The sequence below is a fragment of the Amycolatopsis saalfeldensis genome, assembly GCF_900110575.1.
GTDB lineage: Bacteria > Actinomycetota > Actinomycetes > Mycobacteriales > Pseudonocardiaceae > Amycolatopsis > Amycolatopsis saalfeldensis.
Genome location: NZ_FOEF01000014.1, coordinates 147,717 through 171,646, shown reverse-complemented (window position 1 = coordinate 171,646; position 23,930 = coordinate 147,717). Strand labels below are relative to the sequence as shown.

The 23,930-nt window shown below is 71.1% G+C and carries 25 protein-coding genes; 15 read left to right on the top strand and 10 right to left on the bottom strand.

Annotated elements, in window-relative coordinates; genetic code table 11:
- The first annotated feature begins 13 nt into the window (after positions 1 to 13).
- Complete coding sequence (locus BMY97_RS28625; RefSeq protein WP_177231589.1) at positions 14 to 724, top strand: amino acid ABC transporter ATP-binding protein; 711 nt, start codon at positions 14 to 16, stop codon at positions 722 to 724.
- On the top strand, positions 721 to 2,448 hold the full coding sequence (locus BMY97_RS28620; protein WP_091622339.1) for an aminotransferase class V-fold PLP-dependent enzyme: 1,728 nt from the start codon (positions 721 to 723) through the stop codon (positions 2,446 to 2,448). The genes BMY97_RS28625 and BMY97_RS28620 overlap by 4 nt, the downstream gene beginning before the upstream one ends.
- 423 nt (positions 2,449 to 2,871) lie before the next feature.
- Here the strand turns inward: BMY97_RS28620 and BMY97_RS28615 are convergent, their stop codons facing one another.
- Positions 2,872 to 4,023, bottom strand: a complete 1,152-nt coding sequence (locus BMY97_RS28615; protein ID WP_091622557.1) for a macrolide family glycosyltransferase — start codon at positions 4,021 to 4,023, stop codon at positions 2,872 to 2,874.
- Positions 4,024 to 4,304: 281 nt separating this feature from the next.
- Here BMY97_RS28615 and BMY97_RS28610 point away from each other — a divergent pair, with 281 nt between their 5' ends.
- The 5 genes from BMY97_RS28610 to BMY97_RS28590 are packed head-to-tail and all read left to right on the top strand — an operon-like array spanning position 4,305 to position 8,288.
- Entirely contained in the window at positions 4,305 to 5,207 is a 903-nt protein-coding gene (locus BMY97_RS28610) for an ABC transporter ATP-binding protein (RefSeq protein WP_091622336.1), read from the top strand.
- Positions 5,204 to 5,938: an ABC transporter permease gene (locus BMY97_RS28605; RefSeq protein WP_091622333.1), complete on the top strand. Its 735-nt coding sequence runs from the start codon at positions 5,204 to 5,206 to the stop codon at positions 5,936 to 5,938. Before BMY97_RS28610 ends, BMY97_RS28605 begins: the two co-directional genes overlap by 4 nt.
- A gap of 59 nt (positions 5,939 to 5,997) precedes the next feature.
- Positions 5,998 to 6,654, top strand: coding sequence for a hypothetical protein (locus BMY97_RS28600; protein WP_091622330.1), 657 nt, complete (start codon positions 5,998 to 6,000; stop codon positions 6,652 to 6,654).
- Positions 6,651 to 6,968: a winged helix-turn-helix domain-containing protein gene (locus tag BMY97_RS28595; protein ID WP_091622328.1), complete on the top strand. Its 318-nt coding sequence runs from the start codon at positions 6,651 to 6,653 to the stop codon at positions 6,966 to 6,968. The genes BMY97_RS28600 and BMY97_RS28595 overlap by 4 nt, the downstream gene beginning before the upstream one ends.
- 3 nt (positions 6,969 to 6,971) lie before the next feature.
- The gene (locus BMY97_RS28590) at positions 6,972 to 8,288 is read left to right on the top strand and encodes a DNA polymerase IV (protein ID WP_091622325.1); all 1,317 of its coding nucleotides are present in this window, start codon (positions 6,972 to 6,974) and stop codon (positions 8,286 to 8,288) included.
- A gap of 4 nt (positions 8,289 to 8,292) precedes the next feature.
- Here BMY97_RS28590 and BMY97_RS28585 read toward each other — a convergent pair whose 3' ends face one another.
- Positions 8,293 to 9,174: a LysR family transcriptional regulator gene (locus BMY97_RS28585; RefSeq protein WP_091622322.1), complete on the bottom strand. Its 882-nt coding sequence runs from the start codon at positions 9,172 to 9,174 to the stop codon at positions 8,293 to 8,295.
- Positions 9,175 to 9,214: 40 nt separating this feature from the next.
- Between BMY97_RS28585 and BMY97_RS28580 the strand changes: the two genes are divergently transcribed.
- The 5 genes from BMY97_RS28580 to BMY97_RS28565 all read left to right on the top strand — a co-directional run bounded on the left by BMY97_RS28580 (position 9,215) and on the right by BMY97_RS28565 (position 12,081).
- Positions 9,215 to 9,562, top strand: coding sequence for a hypothetical protein (locus BMY97_RS28580; protein ID WP_245787543.1), 348 nt, complete (start codon positions 9,215 to 9,217; stop codon positions 9,560 to 9,562).
- A complete protein-coding gene (locus tag BMY97_RS28575; RefSeq protein ID WP_091622317.1) occupies positions 9,559 to 10,302 on the top strand; it encodes an SDR family NAD(P)-dependent oxidoreductase in 744 nt (247 codons plus the stop codon). Before BMY97_RS28580 ends, BMY97_RS28575 begins: the two co-directional genes overlap by 4 nt.
- Positions 10,303 to 10,373: 71 nt before the next feature.
- Positions 10,374 to 11,360 (top strand): amidohydrolase family protein, encoded by a 987-nt coding sequence (locus BMY97_RS28570; protein ID WP_091622314.1) that lies wholly within the window; start codon positions 10,374 to 10,376, stop codon positions 11,358 to 11,360.
- Positions 11,361 to 11,382: 22 nt separating this feature from the next.
- Positions 11,383 to 11,607 carry a hypothetical protein gene (locus tag BMY97_RS47875; RefSeq protein WP_218156901.1) on the top strand — a complete coding sequence of 75 codons (225 nt, stop codon included), beginning with the start codon at positions 11,383 to 11,385 and terminating at the stop codon, positions 11,605 to 11,607.
- Positions 11,608 to 11,829: 222 nt separating this feature from the next.
- A complete protein-coding gene (locus BMY97_RS28565) occupies positions 11,830 to 12,081 on the top strand; it encodes a hypothetical protein (protein WP_091622312.1) in 252 nt (83 codons plus the stop codon).
- Between the two features lie 56 nt (positions 12,082 to 12,137).
- Here the strand turns inward: BMY97_RS28565 and BMY97_RS28560 are convergent, their stop codons facing one another.
- The 5 genes from BMY97_RS28560 to BMY97_RS28540 form a co-directional block, all read right to left on the bottom strand.
- Positions 12,138 to 13,241, bottom strand: a complete 1,104-nt coding sequence (locus tag BMY97_RS28560) for a glycoside hydrolase family 88 protein (RefSeq protein ID WP_091622309.1) — start codon at positions 13,239 to 13,241, stop codon at positions 12,138 to 12,140.
- 99 nt (positions 13,242 to 13,340) lie between these two features.
- The gene (locus BMY97_RS28555; RefSeq protein ID WP_245787542.1) at positions 13,341 to 14,009 is read right to left on the bottom strand and encodes a FadR/GntR family transcriptional regulator; all 669 of its coding nucleotides are present in this window, start codon (positions 14,007 to 14,009) and stop codon (positions 13,341 to 13,343) included.
- A 1-nt stretch (position 14,010) separates the two neighbouring features.
- Positions 14,011 to 15,057 (bottom strand): ABC transporter permease, encoded by a 1,047-nt coding sequence (locus tag BMY97_RS28550; protein ID WP_245787541.1) that lies wholly within the window; start codon positions 15,055 to 15,057, stop codon positions 14,011 to 14,013.
- Positions 15,054 to 16,589, bottom strand: a complete 1,536-nt coding sequence (locus tag BMY97_RS28545; RefSeq protein ID WP_091622307.1) for a sugar ABC transporter ATP-binding protein — start codon at positions 16,587 to 16,589, stop codon at positions 15,054 to 15,056. The genes BMY97_RS28550 and BMY97_RS28545 overlap by 4 nt, the downstream gene beginning before the upstream one ends.
- Positions 16,590 to 16,656: 67 nt before the next feature.
- Positions 16,657 to 17,619 (bottom strand): substrate-binding domain-containing protein, encoded by a 963-nt coding sequence (locus tag BMY97_RS28540; protein WP_245787540.1) that lies wholly within the window; start codon positions 17,617 to 17,619, stop codon positions 16,657 to 16,659.
- Positions 17,620 to 18,027: 408 nt separating this feature from the next.
- Between BMY97_RS28540 and BMY97_RS28535 the strand changes: the two genes are divergently transcribed.
- The gene (locus BMY97_RS28535; RefSeq protein ID WP_091622302.1) at positions 18,028 to 19,164 is read left to right on the top strand and encodes a CapA family protein; all 1,137 of its coding nucleotides are present in this window, start codon (positions 18,028 to 18,030) and stop codon (positions 19,162 to 19,164) included.
- A 1-nt stretch (position 19,165) separates the two neighbouring features.
- Here BMY97_RS28535 and BMY97_RS28530 read toward each other — a convergent pair whose 3' ends face one another.
- The 3 genes from BMY97_RS28530 to BMY97_RS28525 all read right to left on the bottom strand — a co-directional run bounded on the left by BMY97_RS28530 (position 19,166) and on the right by BMY97_RS28525 (position 21,365).
- Positions 19,166 to 20,194 carry a family 2 encapsulin nanocompartment cargo protein polyprenyl transferase gene (locus BMY97_RS28530; RefSeq protein WP_091622551.1) on the bottom strand — a complete coding sequence of 343 codons (1,029 nt, stop codon included), beginning with the start codon at positions 20,192 to 20,194 and terminating at the stop codon, positions 19,166 to 19,168.
- A 10-nt stretch (positions 20,195 to 20,204) separates the two neighbouring features.
- Positions 20,205 to 20,333, bottom strand: coding sequence for a hypothetical protein (locus BMY97_RS49195; protein WP_281246934.1), 129 nt, complete (start codon positions 20,331 to 20,333; stop codon positions 20,205 to 20,207).
- Positions 20,334 to 20,423: 90 nt separating this feature from the next.
- The gene (locus BMY97_RS28525; RefSeq protein WP_245787539.1) at positions 20,424 to 21,365 is read right to left on the bottom strand and encodes a cyclic nucleotide-binding domain-containing protein; all 942 of its coding nucleotides are present in this window, start codon (positions 21,363 to 21,365) and stop codon (positions 20,424 to 20,426) included.
- Positions 21,366 to 21,854: 489 nt separating this feature from the next.
- Between BMY97_RS28525 and BMY97_RS28520 the strand changes: the two genes are divergently transcribed.
- Positions 21,855 to 22,616: a bestrophin-like domain gene (locus BMY97_RS28520; RefSeq protein ID WP_091622296.1), complete on the top strand. Its 762-nt coding sequence runs from the start codon at positions 21,855 to 21,857 to the stop codon at positions 22,614 to 22,616.
- Between the two features lie 5 nt (positions 22,617 to 22,621).
- Positions 22,622 to 23,920: a DUF6923 family protein gene (locus BMY97_RS28515; protein ID WP_091622294.1), complete on the top strand. Its 1,299-nt coding sequence runs from the start codon at positions 22,622 to 22,624 to the stop codon at positions 23,918 to 23,920.
- Positions 23,921 to 23,930: the final 10 nt, after the last annotated feature.

The window sequence follows — 23,930 nt, the reverse complement described above, 5'->3', positions numbered from 1 at the left end:
CGGGCACACCGAGGTGCTGAAGGGCATCGACTTGGAAGTCCACAAGGGACAGGTGGTCTGCCTGCTCGGGCCGTCGGGCGCGGGCAAGAGCACGTTCCTGCGCTGCCTGAACCACCTGGAGACGATCGACGCCGGGCAGGTCTGGGTCGACGGCGAGCCGATCGGCTTCAAGCTGCGCGGCGGGAAGCTGTACGAGCTGCGGGAGGCCGACGTCGCCCGCCAGCGCCGTGACATCGGCATGGTCTTCCAGCGGTTCAACCTGTTCGGCCACCGGACGGCGCTGGAGAACGTCGTCGAGGGGCCGATCCGGGTGCTCGGGGTGAAACCGGACCGAGCGCGCGCCGACGCGCTGGAACTGCTGGACCGCGTCGGCCTCGCACACCGGGCCGACGCGTATCCGGCGCAGCTTTCGGGCGGGCAGCAGCAGCGGGTCGCGATCGCGCGTTCGCTCGCGATGAAGCCGAAGCTGATGCTGTTCGACGAGCCCACGTCGGCGCTCGACCCGGAGCTGGTGGGGGAGGTGCTGGCGGTGATGGGTACGTTGGCGCGGGAGGGGATGACGATGGTGGTCGTGACACACGAGATGGCCTTCGCCGCCGAGGCGGCCGACGAGGTGGTGTTCCTCGCCGACGGCGCGGTGGTCGAGACCGGCCCGCCGGACCGGGTGCTGAAGGCGCCGGAGCACGAGCGCACCCGCCAGTTCCTCGCGCGGGTCCTGTCGTGACGCGGATTTCGCCCCGGTACCTGCTGCAGTTCGACGAGCCCGCGGGCTACCTGGACTTCGCCCGGTTCGGCCCGCCGTCCCACGCCGTGCTCGACACCACGGCTCGTCTCCTCGAAGACGCCACGGTCGCCGGACCGTCCACTGTGGACGAATTGATGCGGCAGGAGACCCGCGCCAAGGCGGCCGCCGCGCGGCTGTGCGGCAGCGACACCGACCACACCGTGTTGTTGCCGCACACCAGTTTGGGCCTGTTCCAGGCGGCGTTCAACACCCCCGGCGGCGAGGTGCTGGTGTCGGCGGCGGAGTTCCCGGCCAACACCTACCCGTGGGCCCGCGCGGAGCAGGCCGGGCTGGTCAAGGTGCGGCGGCTGGACGGCGGCTTCGTGACGGCCGACCGGGTGGCCGCGGCGCTGACCCCGGACATCACCACGGTCTCGGTGAGCGCCGTCGACTTCCGCACCGGTTACCGGGCCGATCTCGCCGCGCTGCGCGAGGTCGTCGACGACCGGCTGCTGGTCGTCGACGGCATCCAGGGCTTCGGCGTGACCGAGGCGCCGTGGGAGGTCGCGGACGTGCTGGTGGTCGGCGGCCAGAAGTGGCTGCGCGCGGGCTGGGGCACGGGGTTCGCCGTGCTGTCCGACCGCGCGCTGGAGCGGATGGACCCGATCCTGTCCGGCTGGACCGGCGCGCGGGACCCCGGGCTGTTCGACAACGAGATCCACCCGGCCGACATGACGGCGGCGGGCTGGTCGATCTCCAACCTCAGCCCGATCACCTCCGGTGCCTTCGCCGCCGCGCTCGAGCTGGTGGAGGAGGCCGGCGTCGGGGCGATCGCGGGCCGGATCGCCGAGCGCGTCGGCTCGCTGGAGGACGTCCTGCGCTCCTGCGGCGCGGAGATCGTGTCGGCGACCGAACGGCGCGCGGGCATCCTCGCGTTCACGCTGCCCGGTCACCCGGCCGAGCAGGTCGGCGCGGCGCTCGCGTCGGCCGGGATCGCGGCGACGGTGCGACCCGAGCACGTGCGCCTCTCGCCGCACGCGTCCACTCCGGTGGCCGCCGCCGACCAGCTGCGCACAGCGCTGGAAACCCTTACCCGGCCCCGAAAGCCGCTCTCGGTGACCCCGCCCGCCGCGTCCGGCGCGGCGACGCCCGAACTGCTCAGCGCGCTGGTCCCGGCCGTCGACGGCCTGGCCGCGATGCTGGGCCCGGGCAACGAGGTGCTGCTGCACGACCTGAGCCGCCTGCCGGACTCGATCGTCGCCATCGCCGGCGACCTGACCGGCCGCACCGTCGGCGGCCCGATGACGGACCTGCTGCTCGGCCTGGTCCGCCGCGGCACCACCCAGGACCTGACGAACTACCGCACCCACGGCCCGGACGGCCGCGCCATCCGCTCGTCCACCCTCTTCCTGCGCGATGCGGCCGGCGTGGCGGTGGGCTGCCTGTGCGTGAACAGCGAACTGCCGGGCGCCGCGCAGGCCGAGACCCCGCAGGAAACCTTCCCCCCGGACGTCGACAGCCTCCAGCGCTTCCTGGTGACCCGCGCGATCGGCAAGGCGGGGATCCCGGTGGAGCTGATGAAGAAACGCCACAAGGCAGCGGTGGTCCGCGAATTGGACGAGGCGGGTTTCTTCCTGATCAAGGACGCGGTCGACCACCTGGCGGGTCAACTGGACGTCACCCGGTACACGATCTACAACTACCTGAACGAAATCCGCGGCTGAGGGTCCTGAGCTTCGCTCGCTGGTGGTCACGAGTCCTGGACGGCCATCGCAAGAATCCTTACGAATTCTTCGAGTTTCAAACGACCCTGCTCCTCGCGGGAGGCCAGGATGCGAGTCGCCGCTGCCGACTCGACCGTCGTCGCTGTTGCCTGGACGAGAGGAACTTCCATCGCGCTTCTGGTAGTCCTCGGCGAGCCAGTCGACGAGGTCGGCCACGACTGCATCGATACTGGCAGTCTTCTTTGGGCAGCTGATTCGATTTGATGGCTTTTTGCCGACGGTTGCCGCGCGCCAGGACTTGTCGGCCGCCCCAGCACATAGTGCACCCAGGTACTTGGCCGTACCGCTGAGTCAGTGAAATGCGGAGAAGGCTTCGGCGATACCGAAACCAGTACCGCCGAAGCCTCTGCGCAACGAAAACCGCTACTTCAGAAAGGACTCCACCGCGTCCGCGGCAGTGGAGACGCCGCCGTTGGCTCGGGACTCGGCCTTCAGCGCCGCCAGGCGGGCGGCGACCTCCGGGGCCGAAGACACCGCGTCGACAGCCTCACGAAGGGAAGACGCGGTGACCTCGGCGGCCGGCAGGTGACGGCCGACGCCCAGGGAGTCCAGCAGGGCCGCGTTGCCGAACTGGTCGACGGCCTGGGGGATCGCGACCGTCGGCACGCCGAACCACAGTGATTCCGTGCAGCTGCCCATGCCGGCGTGGGTGATGAACGCCGACGCGGTCTCCAGTACCGCCAGTTGCGGCACGCTTTCGTGTGCCTCGAACGAGTCCGGCAGCGGGCCCAGGTCCTCGGCCGACACGTGTTTGCCCACCGAGAGCACCACGTGCCAGCCCGAGTCCGCGAACGCCGTGACGCAGGCCCGGTAGACGTCGAGCTGATCGGTGAACGCCGTGCCGAACGACACCAGCAGCACCGGCTTCCCGTCCGCGGGCGGGGTCCAGCTCCGGTCCGCCAGGCGCAGCGGGTCCAGGCACGGGCCCACGAACCGCACGCTCGACGGCACCCGCTCCGCGTTCGGCTGCATCGCGCGCGGGATCAGCGAGAGGACCTGAGCCGGGTGGGCGATCCAGTCCCAGCCCTCGGCGATGATGCCGTTTTCCTTCAGCCACTGGGTGTACGCGCGGTTGTAGTCCATTCCGGACGGTGACGACCGCAGCGGGCCGAGCACTTCGGCCATGTCCTCCTCATAGCCGTCCCACGCCACCAGCGACGGCGACAGCTGCACGGCCGGGACTCCGTAACGCTCGCCCAGCAGCGGCGCGCCGAGGCCGCCGATGTCGTACAGCAGCAGGTCCGGGCGGTCCTCGTCGAACCGCGAGGTGAGCTGCGGGTGGATGGCGATCGCCTCGTCGAGGAAGACCCGCATCGCTTCGGCCGGGTCTTCGGGCCACGCCGTCTCGCCGAGCGGGAAGATCGTCGGGTGGGCGACGACCTCGGCCCCGGTCGGCTCGACGAGGCCGGCGAGCGGCTCGCCGACGACGTAGCTCACGCGGTGGCCGCGTTCGACCAGCTCCCGGATCAGCGCCAGCGACGGGTAGACGTGGCTGGGCGCACTGCAGCCGACCATGACGATGTGCTTGCGCAATGAACTGTCCTTTCCGGACTCAAACGGAAGGACGGCGCGCAGGAGTGGGGCCGCCCGGTGGGCGGGCGGCCCGGAGAGTCACGCCGTCTCAGTGGCTGCGGAGGCGCATGAAGTAGGTCATGGGCGAGACGCTAGCCCGGCCGCCGGCGGTGATCAACCGGATTTTCCGCACACCGCCCCGCAGCTAGGACTTTCCAAGACAGCGAACTTTGTGTTACAAAGTGCAAGCAAGGTTTGCGACGCAAAGTCCTGGGGGAGAGAAGATGAGCGAGGCGTTCAGCCTACGGGGGCTGACCAAGAGATTCGGCCCGGTGCTGGCGGTGGACAACCTGTCCGTCGAGGTCAGCGGGGGTGAGGTGGTCGCGCTGCTCGGGCCCAACGGCGCGGGCAAGTCGACCACCGTGGACATGCTGCTGGGGCTGACCCGCCCGGACGAGGGGCAGGTGCGGGTCTTCGGGGCCGAGCCGCGGGAGGCGATCGACAGCGGGCGCATCGCGGCGATGGTGCAGAACGGGTTCCTGCTGCGTGACGTCACCCCGGCCGAGCTGGTCGGGCTGCTGCGCTCGATGCACCGCAAACCGCTGCCGGCGAAGGAGGTCTTCGAGCGGGCCGGGATCACCGAGTTCGCGAACCGCCGCTGCGGCAAGCTTTCCGGCGGCGAGCTCCAGCGCGTCCGGTACGCGCTGGCGCTGACCGGCGACCCGGAGCTGCTGGTGCTCGACGAGCCGACCGCGGCCATGGACGTGGACGGACGGCGGGCGTTCTGGGCGTCGATGCGCGAGTTCAGCGCGTCGGGACGGACAGTGCTCTTCGCGACGCACTACCTCGCCGAGGCCGAGGACTTCGCCGACCGCGTCGTGCTGATGCGCCACGGCCGGGTGGTCGCCGACGGGCCGGTCGCGCAGGTCCGCGCCGCCGTGTCCGGGCGGGTGCTGCGGGCCGTGGTGCCGGGTGCGGACGAGGCCACGCTGGCGGCGCTCGAAGGTGTCACCACCGCGCGCGTCCAGGGCGGGCGCGCCGAGCTGGCCTGCGCCGACTCCGACCTGGCGATCCGCGCCCTGCTCACCGCCTTCCCGCTCGCCTCCGACATCGAGATCACCGCCGTCGGCCTCGAAGAAGCTTTCCTGGCCTTGACCGCCGACGAGCCGGAAGGAGCGCTCCGATGAACTTCGTCTACTTGCGACTGGAGATCCTGCGGATCGTCCGGAGCCCGCAGTTCGCGCTCTTCACCATCGCCGTGCCGCTGGGCATGTTCCTGTTGTTCGGCGGCCTGTTCGGGGACCTGGCCGGGCCGGACGGGATCAAGGCGAGCGTCACCACGATGATCAACATGGGCGCGTACGGCGCGATGGGCGGCGCCCTGTTCACCGGCACCCGCGTGGCCACCGAGCGCACCGACGGCTGGCAGCGGCAGCTGCGCCTGACGCCGATGCGCGGGCCGGGCTACCTGTTCGTGAAGATCGCCTCCGCGATGGCGATGGCCCTGCCCGTGCTGCTGGTGATCTTCGTGGCCGGCGCGCTGCGCGGGGTCGACCTGACGGCCGCGCAGTGGGTGCTCAGCGGGCTCGGGCTGTGGCTCGGCGCGCTGCCGTTCGCGGTGCTGGGGCTGCTGCTCGGCCTGTTCGGCAAGGGCGACACGGTCGGCGCGATGACCGGGGCGCTGATGCTGCCGCTCGGCGTCTTCGGCGGGCTGTGGATGCCGCTGTCGATCATGCCGGAGTGGATGTCGACGGTCGCGCACTTCTTCCCGACGTTCTGGCTGGGCCGGGTCGGCACCGTGGCGGTGACCCACGAGACCGGGCTCGGCCTGGCCGCCGCCGTGCTCGCCGCGTGGCTGGTGGTGCCCGCGCTCGTGGTGGTGCGGCGGTTCCGGCTGGACACGGCCAAGGTCGGCTGACGTGGCAGGGTAGCTTCCGTGCTGTATGTGGGGTCAGCACGGTGGGAGGGCGAACCAAGGTGGAAGACGACGAGACACCGCCGCTGTCGGCGGAGGAGTCGCTGAGCCTGATCGCCCGGCAGAACGAGCGGATGCGCCGGGAGCTGGGGGCGAGCCCGGCGCGGCTGCTCGGGGTATGGGCCTTCGCGTGGCTGGTCGGCTGGGGACTCGTGTACCTGTCCGATGCCAGCCACGCGAAGCCGCTCATGCCGGGCTGGGCCGCCTCGGTGGTGGTGGCGGTGCTGTTCGTCGCCTCGATCGTCTACTCCATCTTCTACGGCACCCGGGTCAACCGCGGGATCCGCGGCCCGTCCCAACTCGTCGGCGCGATGTACGGCTGGAGCTGGATGCTTTCGTTCGGCGCGCTGACGCTGATCAACCTCCGCGTGATGGCGCTGGGCAAACTGGACCCGTCCACGATCTCCCTGCTGTGGTCGGGCACCTCGCTGCTGGTCACCGGCGCGCTCTACCTCGCGGGCGGGATGCTCTGGCAGGACAAGCTGCAGTACGGCTTCGGCGTGTGGATCATCGTCTGCAGCGGGGCCAGCGTGCTGGTCGGCGTCCCGGGCAACTTCCTGGTGCTGTGCCTGGCCGGCGGCGGCGGGTTCCTGGTCGCCGCGCTCGTCTACTACGTGCGTGAGCGCCGTGGCCGGCCGCTCGGGACGAGGCGAAGGTGACGGAGTCCGGACTGCCCGAGCTCGACCCGGTCATCCACGCCCAGGCGCGGCTGCGGGTCACGGTCGCGCTGGCCGGCCTGCGCTCGGCCGACCAGATCACCTTCCCGCGGCTGCAGCAGCTGCTGGAGATGACGGCCGGCAACCTCTCCACCCACCTGCGCAAGCTCGAAGACGCCGAGTACGTGCAGATCACCAAGGCCCACGAGCACCGCACCCCGGTCACCCTGGTCCGGCTGACGGCCAAGGGCCGCGCCGCGTTCGAGGCCTACACCCAGGCGCTGCACCGGCTGCTGGACGCCACCGGCGGGAGCTGACGAGTGCCCCGCTGGGTGATCCACCTCGACCTGGACGCCTTCTTCGCTTCAGCCGAGCAGCTCACCCGGCCCACGCTGCGCGGCCGCTCCGTGGTGGTCGGCGGCACCGGCCCGCGTGGCGTGGTGGCCGGGGCGAGTTACGAATCACGTGAGTACGGCGTCCGCTCGGCGATGCCGATGTCGCAGGCCCGGCGGCTGCTGCCCGCGGGCGCGGTGATCCTGCCGCCGCGGTTCCGGCTCTACGAACGGCTGAGCAAACGGGTTTTCGACGTGGTGTCCTCGGTCGCGCCGGTGCTCGAACGGATCTCGCTCGACGAGGCGTTCGCGGAGCCGCCGTCCTTGGCCCACGCCACGATCGACGAGGTCACGGCGTTCGCCGAAGACCTGCGCGCGCGGATCCGCGCGGAGACCGGACTGACCGCGTCGATCGGCGCGGGCATGGGAAAACAGGTCGCGAAGATCGGCTCGGACCGGGCGAAGCCGGACGGCCTGCTGGTGGTGCCGCCGGGCGCGGAGCGGGAGTTCCTGGCGCCGCTGCCGGTGCGGGCGCTGTGGGGGATCGGCCCGGTGGCCGAGGCGAACCTGCGCACCATCGGCGTGAAAACGCTGGGGGAGCTGGCGAATCTGCCGGAGTCCGACGCGGTCGCGACGCTGGGCGGCGCCGTCGGGCGTGAGCTGCGCAAGCTCGCTGGCGGTACGGACGACCGGCCGGTGGCCGAGCGCGGGGAGGCCAAGCAGGTCAGCGCGGAGACGACGTTCGACGTCGACGTGGTCGACCTGGCCCGGCTGCGCGCCGAGGTTCGCCGGATAGCCGTGGGCGCGCATGCTCGGCTGGTCAAGGCCGGCCGTGTCGCCCGCACGGTGGTGATCAAGCTGCGGCACACGGACATGAGCACGGTGACGCGGTCGGAGACCACGGCCTCGCCCACCGACGACCTCGAACAGCTCGCCGCCACTGCGGAGCGTCTCCTGCTGGACCCCGCCCAGTTCGGCGGCGTGCGGCTGGCCGGGGTGGCGTTCAGCGGGCTTTCGGTGCCGCACCAGGACGCGCTGTTCACCCTCACCGTGCCCGCCGCGTCGGAACCAGTGGTCGCCACGGAGCCTTCTCCCGGCGGCGCCGCCCCCGTGTCTTCGAGCGGCTGGCGGCCCGGCGACGACGTGGTGCACGCGGAGTTCGGCACGGGCTGGGTGCAGGGCGCGGGGCACAACCGGGTGACCGTGCGGTTCGAGACGCTGGCGTCGGGGCCGGGCGTGGCGCGGACGTTCGAGCAGTCCGACCCGGCGCTGACCCGCGGCGAGCCGTGGGACTGTCTGGAGTAGACGGTCAACCCCGGGCTTCGAGCGCGGCGGCCACGAACGACGCGACCAGCGGCCGCCGGTCGTGGCTGTTCCAGGCCAGCACCAGACGGCTGGGCGGGGCGTCGGCGATCGGGACGGCGAACAGCCCGGGCGGGACCGGTTCGACCAGCGAGCGGGGCAGCACGCCGATCAGCCGGCTCACCGTGATCAGCTGCAGCAGCTGGACCACGTCGGTGATCTCGGGACCGGCCTCTTCCGGCTTGCCCTTCCGGCGCGGCAGGATCTTCTCGTCGGGACCGTCGCTGGGAACCCCCTTCCAGCGCGGCAGGATCTCACCGTCCAAATCGGACATCCGCACCGAGGAGCGCCCGGCCAGCCGGTGCCCGGACGGCACGATGGCCACGCGGTCTTCGACGTGCAGCGTCTCGTGGTCCAGGCCGTCGAGCTCGTCGAACGGCGCGTACAGCAGGCCGACGTCGGCCCGGCCGTCGCGCAGGAAGTCGGCGCGGTCGGCGGGACCGCTGAACAGGATGTCCACCCGGCGCGCGTCCGGCTGGTGGGCGTACTCGCCGAGGATCCCGGACAACAGCTGCGCGTCGCCTCCGGGTTTGAGCACGAGCCGCAGGTGGGCCTGGGTGTCGCCGGCGCGCCGGGCGTTGCGGACCGCGGCGCCCACCGCGTTCAGCGCGTGCCGCCCGTGCTCCTGCAGCGCCTCGCCGGACGGGGTGAGCGAGACGTGCCGGCTGGAGCGGACGAACAGCCGGACGCCGAGCCGGCTCTCGATCCGCTGGATCGCCTTCGACAGCGCCGGCTGCGCGATCGAGAGCCGGGCGGCGGCCCGGCCGAAGTGCAGCTCGTCCGCGACCGCGATGAAGTACTCCAGCTCTCGCGTCTCCAGTTCGACCATGCCTCCAGGTTATCGCCGGATAGCCAATGGATCTTGGACGATGTGGTCTTTTCGCGCCGATAATTTCCGTATGATCAACCATACGATGATCGTTTCCTTCGATCAGCCCCTCCCGGACAGCGAGCTGGATCAATACCTGGCAGACGTGGAACGGGCCACGCTCGCGACCGGTCTCGCGCAGTCGGTCGTGAGCCGGCGCCACCTCCCGATCCCCGGCGAGGAGGCCATCCCGGCGCTGATCGCGACCGCGATCGTGCAGTTCGCCGTGGCCGACACCGAGACGCTGGCGAAGGCGTTCGCCGACCCCGGCCTGCACGAAGTGATCGAGCGCTGGCAGTCGCGGCACCCGTACAAGGTTGCCTGGGCGAACCACGAATCGCTGTCATGAGCGACGTTCGCAAGAGGGGGCTGGTCACCGGTGCCGGCAGCGGGATCGGCCGCGCGGCGGCGCTGGAGCTGGCCCGGGGCGGCGCCGCGGTGGCCGTGCTCGACATCGACGAGCCCTCGGCGGCGGAAACCGTTGAGCTGATCGGGAAAGAGGGCGGGGAGGCGCTGGCCGTCACCGTCGACATCGCGGACGAAGACTCCGTGAAGGCGGCCATCGAGCGCACCGTCGAGGCGTACGGCGGCCTCGACTTCGCCGTCAACAACGCCGGCCTGGCCTCACACCACCGGCAGCTCGACGAGATGACCCTGGGCGAGTTCGAGCGCGTGCTCGGCGTCAACCTGGCCGGGACCTTCCTGTGCATGAAGTACGAGCTGCCGTGGCTCAAAGGCGGCGGCGCGATCGTGAACGTCGCGTCCAACGGCGGCCTGTACGCGATCCCGCACGCTCCCGCCTACGTGGCCGCCAAGCACGGCGTCGTCGGGCTCACCAAGGTCGCCGCGGTCGACTACGCGGCCGAGGGCATCCGGGTCAACGCCGTCTGCCCCGGACCGACCCGCACCCCGGGCTTCGACGACGTCGCGGCGGGCACCGACATGATCGCGTTCCAGGAGGCGATCACCCCGCTCGGCCGGTTGGCCACGCCCGAGGAGGCCGCCGCGGCCGTCGTCTGGCTCTGCTCGGACGCCGCGGCGTACGTCACCGGGATCGCCATGTCCGTGGACGGCGGGCGACGGGCATGAGTGGGTCAGGCGGGGAGGCGGCAGCGCAGTGTAACCACGAGTCGCCCCCACTCATGCCCCATGGACGCCGCGTGAAGGTCATCGCGGTTGAGGAACACCTTTCCACCGAGGCGTTTCTGCGCACTGCGCACGCGTTGGACGTGATCGCGGGCGACGAGGCCGAAATGGCCTTGATGCGCACGGTGGAGGAGTCCCCGGTGCTCCGCGCCCGGCTCGTCGACGTCGACGCCCGGCTGCGGGAGATGGACGCGGCCGGCCAGGACATGGCCGTGCTGAGCCTGAATCCGCCCGGGGTCCAGCCCTACCCGGCGACGGATGCGGTCCCGCTGGCCCGGGCGTTCAACGACGAGCTGGCGGCGATCGTGCGGCGGTACCCGGGCCGGTTCGGCGGGCTGGGCACGGCGGCGCCGCAGGACCCGGCGGCCGCGGCGGCCGAGATCGAGCGGGTGATGGGCCCGCTCGGCCTCAACGGGATCATGATCAACTCGCACACCGGCGGGCGGTACCTGGACGAGCCGGAGTTCGCGCCGCTGCTGGCGGCGGCCGAGGCGAGCCGGGCGCCGATCTACCTGCACCCGCGGATGCTCGCCGCCTACCGCGATTACGGGATGTCCGGGGCGGTCTGGGGCTACCAGGCCGAGGCCGGGCTGCACGCCATGCGGCTCATCCTCAGCGGCACCCTCGATCGTTACCCGGGTCTGACCTTCGTGCTCGGGCACCTCGGCGAAGGCATCCCGTACTGGCTGCGGCGGATCGACAACCGGCACGCGTTCGCCGCGCGGACGGCCGGGGCCGCCACCTCGATGCCACGCCTTTCGCTCACGCCGAGCGAGTACTTCCGGCGCAACTTCGTGCTCACCACCAGCGGCATGGACGATCCGGACGTGCTCGGGCTGGCCGTGGGCGCGGTCGGCGAGGACAACGTGATGTTCGCGATCGACTTCCCGTACGAGGACCCGGCGGCGGCCGTGGCCTTCCTGCGGAACGCGCCGCTGACCGAAGACCAGCGGACCGCGCTCGGCCACCGCACGGCCGAGCGCGTGTTCCGGCTCACCTGATCTTCGCCGGCAACCTGGCGGGATGCCCCACGACGGACCCGGCCGGCTCGCGGAGTCCCTTCGCGCGCGCCGGTCCGTGATCGTCCCGGCCTCGTCCCCGGGGGCGCCCGCCAGGTTCCCGGTCTCCGGCGCGAAGAGGTCGCGCTGCTGGCCCGCGCCCTTCCCCTCGGCCACGACGCCCACCGGCACCTGGCCGACCTCGCTTTCCTTGCGCAGCGCGGACTTCCGCCGGGAGTGGGCCCGTTAGGACGTCCATCGCAAGCGCAGCGCAGGGAAGGTCTTCCACCATGCGATCGGCCGCCTGGAGCCGACCCAGCTGACCGTGTCGGAGTCCGAGCGGCGGCTGCATTCCCTCGAACCGGGGTAGTGGTCGCGCACCCACCCCGGACGGCCCGGTTGTTCCTAACGTCGAAGGCCTGCTGAAGGCGGGCCGAGAGGTGCCCGCCGTTCGCCGTCCGGCATCGGGCCGGTGGCCGGGCTGTATCACCTGGAGCAGGAGGGCCCGGAGATCCGCGAAGTCCAGGGCCAGCGGGACCTGAGCCTGGCCGACGTGGCCCAGGTGGTCGCCCGCCTGTCCGGACGGCCCGAACTGCAGGTCGCGCACGCCATCAACTCCGGGCACACCCGCGCCCGGCAGCCACGCACCGCGCGCACCACCACGCCCACCAGCATCGAGCAGTTCGTCACGGCCACGCTGCTGCCCGCACTCGGCCGGAGCTGACCCTGGGCTCGTGAGTGTTCATGACGGTCAGAACCGGCACAAACACTCACGAGTCCTCAGGCGGCGGGCGGTGCGCAGCCCGGCGTCAGGTCCGCGACCTGCTGGCCGGCCAGCAGGAACGCGCCCACGCCGTACGCCGCGGTGTCGGTGGCCTTCGCCGCGCCCGGGCCGGATGCCTCCGGCTGGACGTAGCCCACGAAGCCGTCAGACCGCTCCGCCTTGGTGGACAAGGCTTTCCACGCGCGGTCGACCACGGGCTTGAACCAGCGAGTGTCCAGCACGCCCGCGTTGATGCCCCAGGCGATGCCGTAGGTGAACAGCGAGGTGCCGCTGCTCTCCGGGCCGGCGTGGTCGAACGGGTTCAGCAGGTTCGTGTTCCAGAAGCCGTCCGGACGCTGCACCAGGCTCAGCGTCGTCGCCATCTTCTTGAACACCCGCAGGTACTCCGGCCGGCGCGGGTCGTTCGCGGGCAGGGCCTGCAGCACCTTCGTCAGCCCGGCGAGCGCCCAGCCGTTGCCGCGCGACCAGAAGTCCCGCGCGCCTGCGTCGTGGCGCCAGAGGCCGGTCAGCTCGTTGAACAGGCCGGCCTGCTTTTCGGTGTGCTGGAACAGCTTCTGCATCGCGTCGAGCGTCGCTTCGCTCTGGTCCATGACCCCGATGCGGGCGAACGAGGGCATGGCCATGTTCAGCGCGTCCACGGTGTCCCAGTAGCCGGTCTGTCCGGATTGGACACTGGTGACCTCGTCGGCCAGCCGCGAGCGCAGGTCGGCGAGGATCGGCGGCTCGGGGTGGAAGTAGGTGTACAGGTCGAGGTAGGCCTCGCCGGCCGCCTCGTCCCCGGCCGCGAACGGCTGCCCCGGCGTCTTCGGCAGCAGGTACTTGTTCGCCTCGCCCCAGGGCAGGGTCTGGTGGTTGGACACGCCGGTGGTGCGGACCACCGCGAGGTTGCCGACGTGGAAGGTCGCGTTCTGCCAGTCGGCGGGGGCCAGGTCGGTGCCGTTGGCGACCCAGTAGTCACCCGCCTTCACCATCGCGTCGGCCACCGCGCACTGCGCCGACGGAACAGACGGAACAGAAGCGGCCGCCACCGCCGGAACCAGCCCGCCGGCCGCCACCGCCGCGGCGAGCACGGCAAAGCCACGGATTCCCGGGAAACGCATTTCAGCGTCCTCCTCAAGAGCTCACGGCGGCGGAGGCCACCGGGTCCGGCGGCCTCCCGGGAGCATGGTTGTGGCCGGCTGGGCGTGTCAAGGTGCCGTTCAGCGGTACTGGGCCAGGGTTTCCAGCAGCCGGGACGCCGCCTGCTCGGCGCCGTCGGCGTCTTTCGCCAGCACCTTGGTCAGCACGCGGGAATGCGCGAGCAGCGTTTCGCCAGGGGGCTCCGGCACGGCGCGCACCGCGGCCAGCACGGGCACCTGGAGCTGGGCGAACAGCGAGTTGCCCGCCGCCCGCACCAGCGCGGCGTGGAACAGCGGGTCGGCCTGCGCGAAGGCCTCGGCATCGCCCCGTTCGACGGCGTCGGCCATCAGCCCGTACGCCGCCGCCATCGCGGAAAGCTCCTCGGGCAGCCGGTGCCGAGCCGCGAGCCGCGCGGCCTGCGGCTCCACCAGCCCGCGCAGTTCGAACAGGTCGCCGAGGTGCTTCGGCCCGTCCGGGCCGCCGACCCGCCACGCGATCACGTCCGGGTCGATCGCGTCCCACCGCTCGGGCGGCTGCGGCCAGGTGCCGACGCGCGGGCGCGCCGCCACCAGGCCCTTGGATTCCAGCACCCGCAAGGCTTCCCGGACCACCGTCCGGGAAGCCGAGAAGCGGCGGCCCAGGTCTTCCGGCACGATCGGCTCGCCCTGGGGGAGGCCGCCCTCGACGATCAGCCGGCCGAGCGCTTCGACGAGCCGGGCGTGCAGGCCCGCCCCTGGCGCCGCCGCCACCTCAGGCCGGGAGACCGACGCGGCGCTCCCCGCTGCGCAGCTGCTGCAGCACCACGGCGACCACGAGCAGCGCGCCGTGCGCCACGTTCTGCCAGAACTGGTTGATGCCCAGCCCGGACATGCCGTTGTCGAGCACGCCGAGGATGAACACCGCCAGCACGGTGGAGACGATGGATCCCTTGCCGCCCTTGAGCATCGTGCCGCCCAGCGCCGCGCCGGTGACGGCCTGCAGCTCCAGGCCCTCCGAACCGGAGGTCGGCTGGCCCGAGCCGGTGCGCGCGGTGATCAGCACCCCCGCGATCGCCGCGACCACGCCGACCAGCGCGTAGACGCCGATGATGTAGCGGTTGATGTTGATGCCCGCCAGCCGCGCCGCGGTGTCGTTGCCGCCGATGGCGAAGATGTTGCGGCCGATGTCGGTGTACTTGAGCAGGAAGTGCAGGATCGCCGCCACGATCAGGAACACCCAGACCAGCGTCGGCAGCCCGAGCACGGTGCCCTTGGCCAGGAAGATGAACAGGTCGTCGGCGCCGGTGTAGCCCTGCGCCTTGCCGTCGGAGACCACCTGCGCGATGCCCTTGTACGTGGCGAGCGTGGCCAGCGTCGCGACCACCGGGTTGACCCGGCCGAAGATGATGATCAGGCCGTTCACCAGCCCGCACGCGATGCCGGTGCCGACCGCGGCCAGGATGCCGATCGCGGAGCTGCCGGTGGCCGTGAACGCCATCGCCGAGATCACCGACGCCAGCCCGGCCATGGAGCCGACCGAGATGTCCAGCGCGCCGAGGATGATCACCAGCGTCTGGACCAGCGAGAGCAGGCCCATGATGGTGACCGCGCTGCCGATCAGCAGCAGGTTGTTGGTGCGGAAGAAGTTGTCGTTGAGCGTGGACAGCACGATGATCAGCACCACGAGCGTGATGATCAGGCTGCTGTTCTGCACGCCGATCCCGCTCAGCACCCGGCGGACCGGCGAGACGCGGTCCGGGCCGGGCGCGCCGGGGGTCGGCTGCTCCTGTGCGGGGCTGGGACGGGTCGGGGTGCTCACGCGCCCACCTCCTGGATGTCTTCGGCGGCCGGCTCCGTCGCCGGAATGGCCAAGGTGAGTACGGCTTCTTCGGTCGCTTCGTCGCGGTTGAGCTGGCCCGCGACGTGGCCGGCGCGCATCACGACAATGCGGTCGGCCAAGGACAGGACTTCGGGCAGGTCCGACGAGATCACCAGCAGCGCGATGCCCTCGGCGGCCAGCCCGTCGATGATCCGGTAGATCTCGGCCTTCGCGCCGACGTCCACGCCGCGGGTCGGCTCGTCGAGGATCAGCAGCTGCGGGCGCCGCGCGAGCCACCGGGCGAGCACGGCCTTCTGCTGGTTGCCGCCGGAGAGCTTGCGGACCTCCTGCTCCATCGACGGCGTCCGCACGCTCAGCTCGCGGATGTACTCCGCGACGAGCTCGCGTTCCTTCGCCCGCCGGATCACGCGGAAGCGGCGCAACCGGTCGAGCACGGCGATGGAGACGTTGTCGCGCACCGAACGCTGCATCAGCAACGCGTCCGTCTTGCGCTCCTCGGGCGCGAAGCCGATGCCGGCCTTCACCGCGTCTCCCGGGTTTCGGGCCTTGAGCGGTTTTCCGTCCAGCTCAACGGTTCCCGAGCGCACCGGCAGATCGCCGACGATCGCGCGCGCCAGCTCGGAGCGCCCGGCGCCGACCAGCCCGGCCAGGCACACGACCTCGCCCGCGCGGACCTCGAACGAGATGTCGTCGACGTCGTCGGTGGTCACGTTTTCCAGGCGCAGCACCACCGCGCCGGGCTCCGCGCTCTCGCGGCGCTCCAGCGCGGACAGGTCCCGGCCGATCATCATGCGCACCAACTGGTTTTCGTCGGTCTCGCTCGCCTGCTGGACGCCGATCAGCTTGCCGTCGCGCAGCACCGCCACGCGGTCGGCGAGCTGGAAGATCTCCTTCATCCGGTGGGAGACGTAGACGACGGCCACGCCGGAGTCACGCAGCCGGCGGATCAGCCGGAACAGCGCCTCCACCTCGTGCTCGGACAGCGAGGACGTCGGCTCGTCGAACGCGATCACCCGCGGCGGGGTGGCCGCGGTGAGCACCCGCAGGATCTCGACGAGCTGGCGCTGCGCGGCGGAAAGCCGGCTGCCGAGCGTCGCCGGGTCGAGCACGCCCTCGAAGCCGTACTCAGCCAGCGCCTCGTACGTCCGCTGGTTCAGCGTGCGGCGGTTGAACACGCGGGCGCGCGTGGGCAGCTCGCCGACGAACACGTTCTCCGCCACGGAGACGTGCGGGATGATCTCCGGCTCCTGGTAGATCACGCGCACGCCCGCGGCCATCGCGGCGCGCGGCGTGTCGAACGCGACGGGCTCGCCGTCGATGCGCAGCGTGCCGTCGTCGGGGCCCTGATCGCCCGAGAGCACCCGCAGCAGCGTCGACTTGCCGGCGCCGTTCTCGCCCATCAGCGCGAGCACCTCGCCGGAGCGGAACTCCAGCGTGACGTCGTCGAGCGCGGTGACGCCGGAGAAGCGCTTGCCGATGCCTTCCGCGGTCAGCGCGGTGGAACTGGACATGTCCGACCTTCCTCGACTCATGCGTGGTGGCGCCGGCTCGCACCGGCGCCACCACCCACGACGGCTATCAGGTGCAGTTGACGCCGGCCTGCTTGAAGTTGTCCTTGTTCACGATCTGGGTCTTCGCGATGGTCTCCGCCGGCAGTTCCTTGCCGTTCTTCACCTTGTCGAAGAGCACCTGGATCGCGGTGCGGCCAACCTCGGCGCCCGAGATGTAGAGCGAGGACTTGTTGCCGGTGTCCTTGCCCGCGGCCCAGTCCTTGCAGTCGAGGTACGCGCCGAGCCCGACGCCGATGATGTTGTTCGCCGCGACTCCGGAGTTGGCCAGCGCGGTGACCACGCCGGTCTCGTTCTCGTCGTTGCAGCCCCACACCACCCAGTGCTTGACGCCCGGGTTCGAGCTGATCACCGCGCCACTGCGGTTCTGCGCGTCGACGGGGGAGTTGTCGGTGCCGACGTCGATCACCGGGACCTGCGCGCCGGCGTCCTTCTGGAAGGCGGCCTTCGCGCCGTTGACCCGGTCCGTGCAGACGGTGAGGTCCTGCTTGTACGCGCTGATGATCTTGGTGTCGGCGGCGGTCCAGCCGGCGGCCTTGAACAGCTTCGCGGCCTCCTGGCCGACGGAGGTGCCCATCTGGGTGCCGTTGAAGCCGACGAACGCCGCGTTCTTGCCGGAGCCGTCCTTGATCACGTCGTCGGAGGCGACCAGCGGGATGCCGGCGCTCTTCGCCTTGTCGATCACCTCGGGGCCGATCGCCTGGTCCGGCACCACGATCGCGATGCCGTTGGCGCCCTGCGCGACGGCGGCGTCCAGCTCGGTGATGGCCTTGTTGGCGTCCTGGCCGAGGTTCACCACCTTGAGGTCGGCGCCCAGCTCCTTCGCCTTCTCCTGGGCGCCCTGCGCCTGTTCGACGAAGTACTGCTGGTCACCCTGCTTCTGCAGGTAGTACAGCGTGATCTTGCCGTTGGCCGGCGCCTGCTGGGCGGGCGCGGCGGTGTCCTGCCCCGACGAGCACCCGGCCAACACCACACCGGCAATCAAACAACAACCAACAACGCTCCAGGTGCGTGACCTGTGCGGGTATGTGGACATCGAGCGCTCCCAAGGGGGCCGTGGACGAGTGTTGCCTACGCGTAAACTTCGAGTGACTCGTATTACAAGACACCGGATCGGGTGACGTCAACTCCAGGTGGGCCAGCAGTTAGCGGACAGATACCTACGGAGAGTCACCATGATGCTCACGAATGCCAGCGAATTATCGTATTTTTTCCGGGTTGACCAGGGTGGGCGACGAGCTGCGGTTCGGCTGGAGTCTTCGGTCGCTGGTGGGTTTTGTTGTTGACTTAGGTTTGATTACGGTCCGCTATGACAGGCCGGGCTTCCTGTCCGGTGGACATGCGGCAGGATGTGCCGCGCAGCCGGGCAAAGGGGGCGAACATGGCACACGCGCGCCGGAGCGCGGTATTGGCAGGCGTCGCGCTGCTGCTGGCGGCGGCGGGATGCTCAAGCGGTGGCGCGGTGACCGTGCCGGACACCAAGCCGGAGAGCTCGGTGCCCGCGTCGTCCGCGCCGGCCTCGCGGGACTCGTTCACCGTGGTGGCGACCGGTGACGTGCTGATCCACCCGAAGCTCACCGACCAGGCCGAGGCCGACGGCAACGGCACCATCGACTACCGGCCGCTGCTGGCCGGGGTGAAGCCGCTCGTTTCGGGCGCCGACCTCGGGATCTGCCACCTGGAGACGCCGCTGGCGCCGGAGGGCGGGCCGTACAGCGGGTACCCGTCGTTCAGCGCGCCGCCGGAGATCGTGGACGCGCTGAAGGACACCGGTTACGACACCTGCTCCACCGCGTCCAACCACACGCTCGACCAGGGCCAGGCCGGGATCACCCGCACGCTGGACAAACTCGACGCGGCCGGGATGAAGCACACGGGCTCGGCGCGCTCGGAGAAGGAGGCGTACACCCCGCTGATCCTCGACGTGCACGGGGTGAAGGTGGCGCAGCTGTCGTTCGCCTTCGGCTTCAACGGGATCAAGCGCCCGGCCGGGAAACCGTGGCTGGCCAACCAGATCGACGCCGACGCCATCCTGGCCGCGGCCCGCGCGGCCAAGCAGGCCGGCGCCGAGGTGGTCATCGCGAGCCTGCACTGGGGCGTCGAATACCAGCACGAGGTGACCGACGACCAGGAGAAGCTCGCGAAGGAGCTGACCGCCTCCCCGGACATCGACCTGATCGTCGGCCACCACGCGCACGTGGTGCAGCCGTTCGAAAAGATCAACGGCAAGTGGGTCGCGTTCGGGCTGGGCAACGAGATCGCCCGCCACGACGAGCCGCGCGGCTCCACCGAGGAGGGCACCGCCGCCCGGTTTCGCTTCACCCGCGTGAACGGGCACTGGGCCGTCGACAAGGCGGAGTACGTGCCGACCCTGATCGACCTCGGCCCGCCCATCCGCCTGCGCGACCTGACCGTGGGCCCGGTCTCCCCGCGCGGGCAGCAGGCCCTGACCGATACCGACGAGGTGATCCTCTCGCGCGGTGCCGGTGACCAGGGCCTGACCCGCCCGCGCAGCTGACTCAGTGGTCCCGGCGGGTGATCAGGCGGGCCAGCGCCGTGAGTTCCGCGGCGGCGCGCGGGGTGGGCCCGGCGTCGGCCAGCGCAGATAGGCCGACGGCGACCAAGGAGTCGGCCTGGGCGCGGCTCCACTCGCGCCCGCCGGCAGAGTCCACAAGGGACGCTGCGCGCGCCAGTTGCCCTTCGGACAGCGGGGCTTGTTGCTTGTACAGCGAGGCCAGCTCCCGGGCCGCCGGGGTGCCCGACGCCAGCGCCGTCACCACCGGCAGCGACTTCTTCCGGTTCTGCAGGTCGGAGTACACCGGCTTGCCCGTCGCCGCCGGGTCGCCCCAGATGCCGAGCAGGTCGTCGACGTGCTGGAAGGCCAGGCCGAGCGAGTGGCCGAACACGCCGAGCCGCTCCACGTGCTCGCCCCGGCCGCCGACCACCAGCACGCCGAGCGTGCACGCGACGCCGATCAGCGCGCCCGTCTTGCCCTCGGCCATCCGGACGCACTCCTCCGGCGCGACGTCGCCACGCCGTTCGAACGACACGTCCTCGCTCTGTCCCTCGAGCAGGTCGAGGACCGCGCGGCCGAGCAGCCGGGCGGCGTCGGGGCCGTCCGCGGACAGCACGTCGAAGGCCAGCGTCAGCATCGCGTCGCCGGCCAGGATCGCCGGGCCGGTGCCGAAGACCGTCCACGCCGTGGGCCGGTGGTGGCGCGTTTCGTCGCCGTCCATCACGTCGTCGTGCAGCAGTGAGAAGTTGTGCACCAGCTCGACGGCGACCGCGGCGGCGACGGCGTCCGACGGGTCGCCGCCCGCCGCCTCCGCGCACAGCAGCACCAGCGCCGGCCGCAACGCCTTCCCGCTGCGGACGTGCACCGGCTGTCCCGTCTCGTCCCACCAGCCGAAGTGGTAGCCGGCGATCTGGCGCATCGACTCGGGCAGCCGGTCCACCGCCGACCGCATCAGCGGCTCCCACAGCGCCCGGCTCCAGGCCAGCACCTCGGCGACCTCCCGGCCGCCGGTCCGCGCGTCCACAGTTGTCATGTTCGTCCCCTCACCGGTGCCGGGCACTGCGCCCGATCTCCACGTCGCCGAGCACACCCGGCGCATCCGGCATCACCGCCGCCGCCGAGTGGTGGGCCCGTTCGGTGACCGGAATCTCGTCGCACGGCGACAGCGGCACGCCGCGCCAGGCGGTGTCCGGCGTCGGCGGCCCGGTGCGAGTGGTGATCGGTGCTGCTGAGGCTCGCCGTCGTGGTCGGGATGGCCATGGTCAGTCACCCCGGCCGATCTCGGCGTTCTCCAGCACCGCGAGCGCGTCCGGCACCAGCACGGCGGCCGAGTAGTAGGCGCTGACCAGGTACGACATGATCGCCCGCCCGCTGATGCCCATGAACCGCACGTTCAGCCCCGGCTGGTACTCGTCCGGCAGGCCGGTCTGGCCTTCCTTCCACACCAGCGCCGGCAGGTCGTCGAGGTCGTCCGGGGTCGGCGGGCCGGTGCGGGTCCGGATGCGCTGCGAAAAGTCCGCGTTGTGCAGCAAGCCGAAGTCGGTGTTGTTGACCAGCTCGTGCTCCTGGCGCTCGCGCAGCGCCTCCACGGTGAGCCGCAGCTGCTGCTCGATCTGGTTCATCGGCTGGTTGTAGAGGTCCGCGACGCGGCTGTGCACCCGCAGCACGGTCTGCGCGACACTCAGCTCGTACTCGCGCGGCGAGCTGTCGTAGTCCACGAACGTGCCGGGCAGCCAGGGCTCGCCGTCGTGGCCGGAGGCGACGTCGATCACCGCCTCGCCGTGGTCGTTGGCCGTGCCCGCCTCGTCGGCCGCGGCCGTCTCCAGGTGCGCGCGCAGTGTCTCGGACTGGTCCAGCACTCCCCGGAACTCGTTGCGGGGCAAGGAAAGCACCGTGCACGCGGTGATGGCTTTCGCGGTGAACTCCCAGATCCCGTCGTCCGCGGTGAGCGCGCCTTCGCCGAAGTAGCCGCCGTCGGCGAGAGTGCCGAGCACGGTCTGGTCGCCGTACGCCCCGGTGCCGATCTTGCTGATCTTGCCGTGCGCGACGAGGAACACCTGGTCGGCTCGGTGGCCGAACTCGACCAGCGCGTCGCCGGGCGCGCACTCGTGCTGCACGAAGTGGCCGGCCAGCTCAGCGAGCACGTCCTCGTCTTCGAACCCGCGCAGCGGCGCCAGGGTGCTCACGGGGTCCGTGACGGTCACAGCGGAAACCACCTATCGTCGACTTTCGGGCGCGAACGGTCCGGTGCTGAATGAAGATCGTCTTTGTTGTGCGATTACCCCGGCCGGAGTGGCGGAATCAACATATCAAGCCGACTGGCCGGAACAATCACACGATCGGGTTCCGGGAAGTTGTTCACCTGTTTGCCGAACAACAATCGGACATATTCCGGCTAAATGATCTTGCCGGACTCCGGCGTCGGTCACCGACGGTTGGCCGGCGTCACCCGGTCGGGAATCTCTGGGGAAAATCGCTGTATTTTCCCAGGAGGGAAGGGTTCTCCGGCGCGGCCGTGGGCAGGTCCGGCTGCTCCGTTCCAGCGATTCGCGGGGCCGACCGGGGCCACTCGACGGAAAAGGACGGGCTCGTCTTGTCGCCCGCTATTCGCCTGACTAGCTTGAGCGGAGTCCGTCCGGGCCAATTCGCCGAATGGTGGCACGGGGCAGTGGTGTGAGGGTGAAAGGGTGCGGATGAACGTCTACCTGACCGGGATCTTCTGGGTGGTCGGTGCCGCCGTGGTGGCGGCGGTGATCGGCTATCTGGTGAGGCGTTTCGGCTGGGACGAAGGTCGTCGTGACAACAACGACGCGGCCGGGCAGGTGTTCACCATCGTCGGCGGTCTGCACGCCGTGCTCGTCGCCTTTGTGCTCATCTCGCTGTTCGACAACGTCAGCACCGCGCGCGACGGCTCGTACACCGAGGCCGACGGCCTGGTCGCGATGAGCTGGGCCGCTGACGCGCTGCCCGGTGACACCGGCCCGAAGGTCCGGCAGCTGGCTTCGGCGTACGCCACCACGGTGCAGCGCCAGGAGTGGCCGCGGCTCGCCGACGGCGGCACGATGCCCGACACCGGCTGGAACCAGCTCGGCCAGCTCAGCAAGACCATCGCGGGCGCGCAGGCCGACGACGACTGGCTGAACGACCGTAAAAGCGAGGCGGCGAACCAGCTCTGGCAGGTCTACCAGGCTCGTCAGGCCCGGCTCACGGCCTCGGCCGGCAGCCGCGTCAGCTCCGTGGTGTGGTTCGCGCTGATCCTCGGCAGCTTCATCTCCGTGCTGCTGCCCAACCTCTTCGGCGGCACGCGCATGGCCGCGCACCTGGTGATCGTGTCCACTTTGGCCGGTACGATCGCCTTGCTGCTGTACGCGATCTTCCAGTTGCAGAACCCGTTCGCCGGCGGGGCGAACCTCCAGCCGGACGCGTTCGCCTCCGCGCTGGCCCGGCTTTCCTGACCGCCGTGCGCCTCGTCCGCCTCCTGCCCCCGCTGGCCGCCGCTGTCGTCGTTTCGGGACTGCTGGCCGTTTCCGGCCTGCTCGGCCCACCCGGCCGGACGTCCGCCGCGGCGCCGTCCGGCTGCGACATCCTCCAGGTGGAGAACGAACTCCCCGGCGCGTCCTCGGTCGTGCGCCTCACGGCGCCCGACGGGATGCGCCGCGAACTCGGCGAAACCGGCTACGCGCTGAACGCGATCGCCTACTCCGCCGAGCAGGACGTGGTTTACGGCGTCGCCGACGCGCCGCGCCACGGTGTGTTCCGCGACGGCGCCCACGCCGTGGAGATCTCGCGCTCCGGGCAGGTCGCCGACCTCGGCCCGGTCGGCCGCCAGGGCCGCCGCGGCGGGTGGAGCTGGGCCACCGGCGCGACGGCCGGCGCGATCGACGGCAGCACCTGGTACCTCCAGCGCGCCGACGATCTGTACACAGTGGACATCGACCCGGCGAGCCCGGACTACCTCACCGTGACCGGCCGGGTGCAGCTGCGGCCCGTGGTGCTGGCCTCCGGCGTCGACGATTTCGCCTACGACCCGGCGTCCGGAATGCTGTACGGCGTCTCCATGTCGTTCGCGGGGCACGGCCGGGTGGTCACGATCGACCCGCGGACCGGGCGCGTGGAACCGGTGTCAGGCTTGCGTTTTCCGGCGGCCAACGCGTACGGGGCGGTGGTGCTGGGACCGGACCACACGTTGTACGCGACCGCGAACCGGATCGGCTACCGCAGCGTCACGTATCGGCTGCCCCTCGACGGCTCCGGTCCGGCGGTGGAGATCAGCACGGGGCCGCCGTTGGTCAGCTCCGATGCCGCGGGTTGTCTGGTCTCCTCGGCGCCACCGTCCTCTTCGCCACCGTCCTCTTCGCCACCGTCTTCTTCACCGCCGCCGTCGTCTTCGCCCCCTCCGTCGTCCTCGTCGAGCCCGCCGCCGTCCTCGTCGAGTTCGCCGCCGCCGTCGTCCCAGAGCCCCACGCCGTCGCCGTTGCCCCCGCTGCCTCCGCCGCCGGACGCGCCGGTACTCGTGGAACAGCCGTCGCCGCAACCGCGATCGGTCGGCCCGACGCCGTCCGAGTCCCCGGCCCCGACGCCGTCCGCGACACCGACGCCGAGCCCGACGCCGTCCGGGCACCCCAAGCCCCAGCCGAGCGCCGCGCCGGTCGACAACACCGCGGCCCACGTCAAGGAGCAGCGCCGCTGGGGCCTGACCGTGCTGATCCTGGTGCTCGGCGTCGGCGCCGCCGTCGGTCGGGTGAGACGCGGCCGTTAACCGGGGTTTC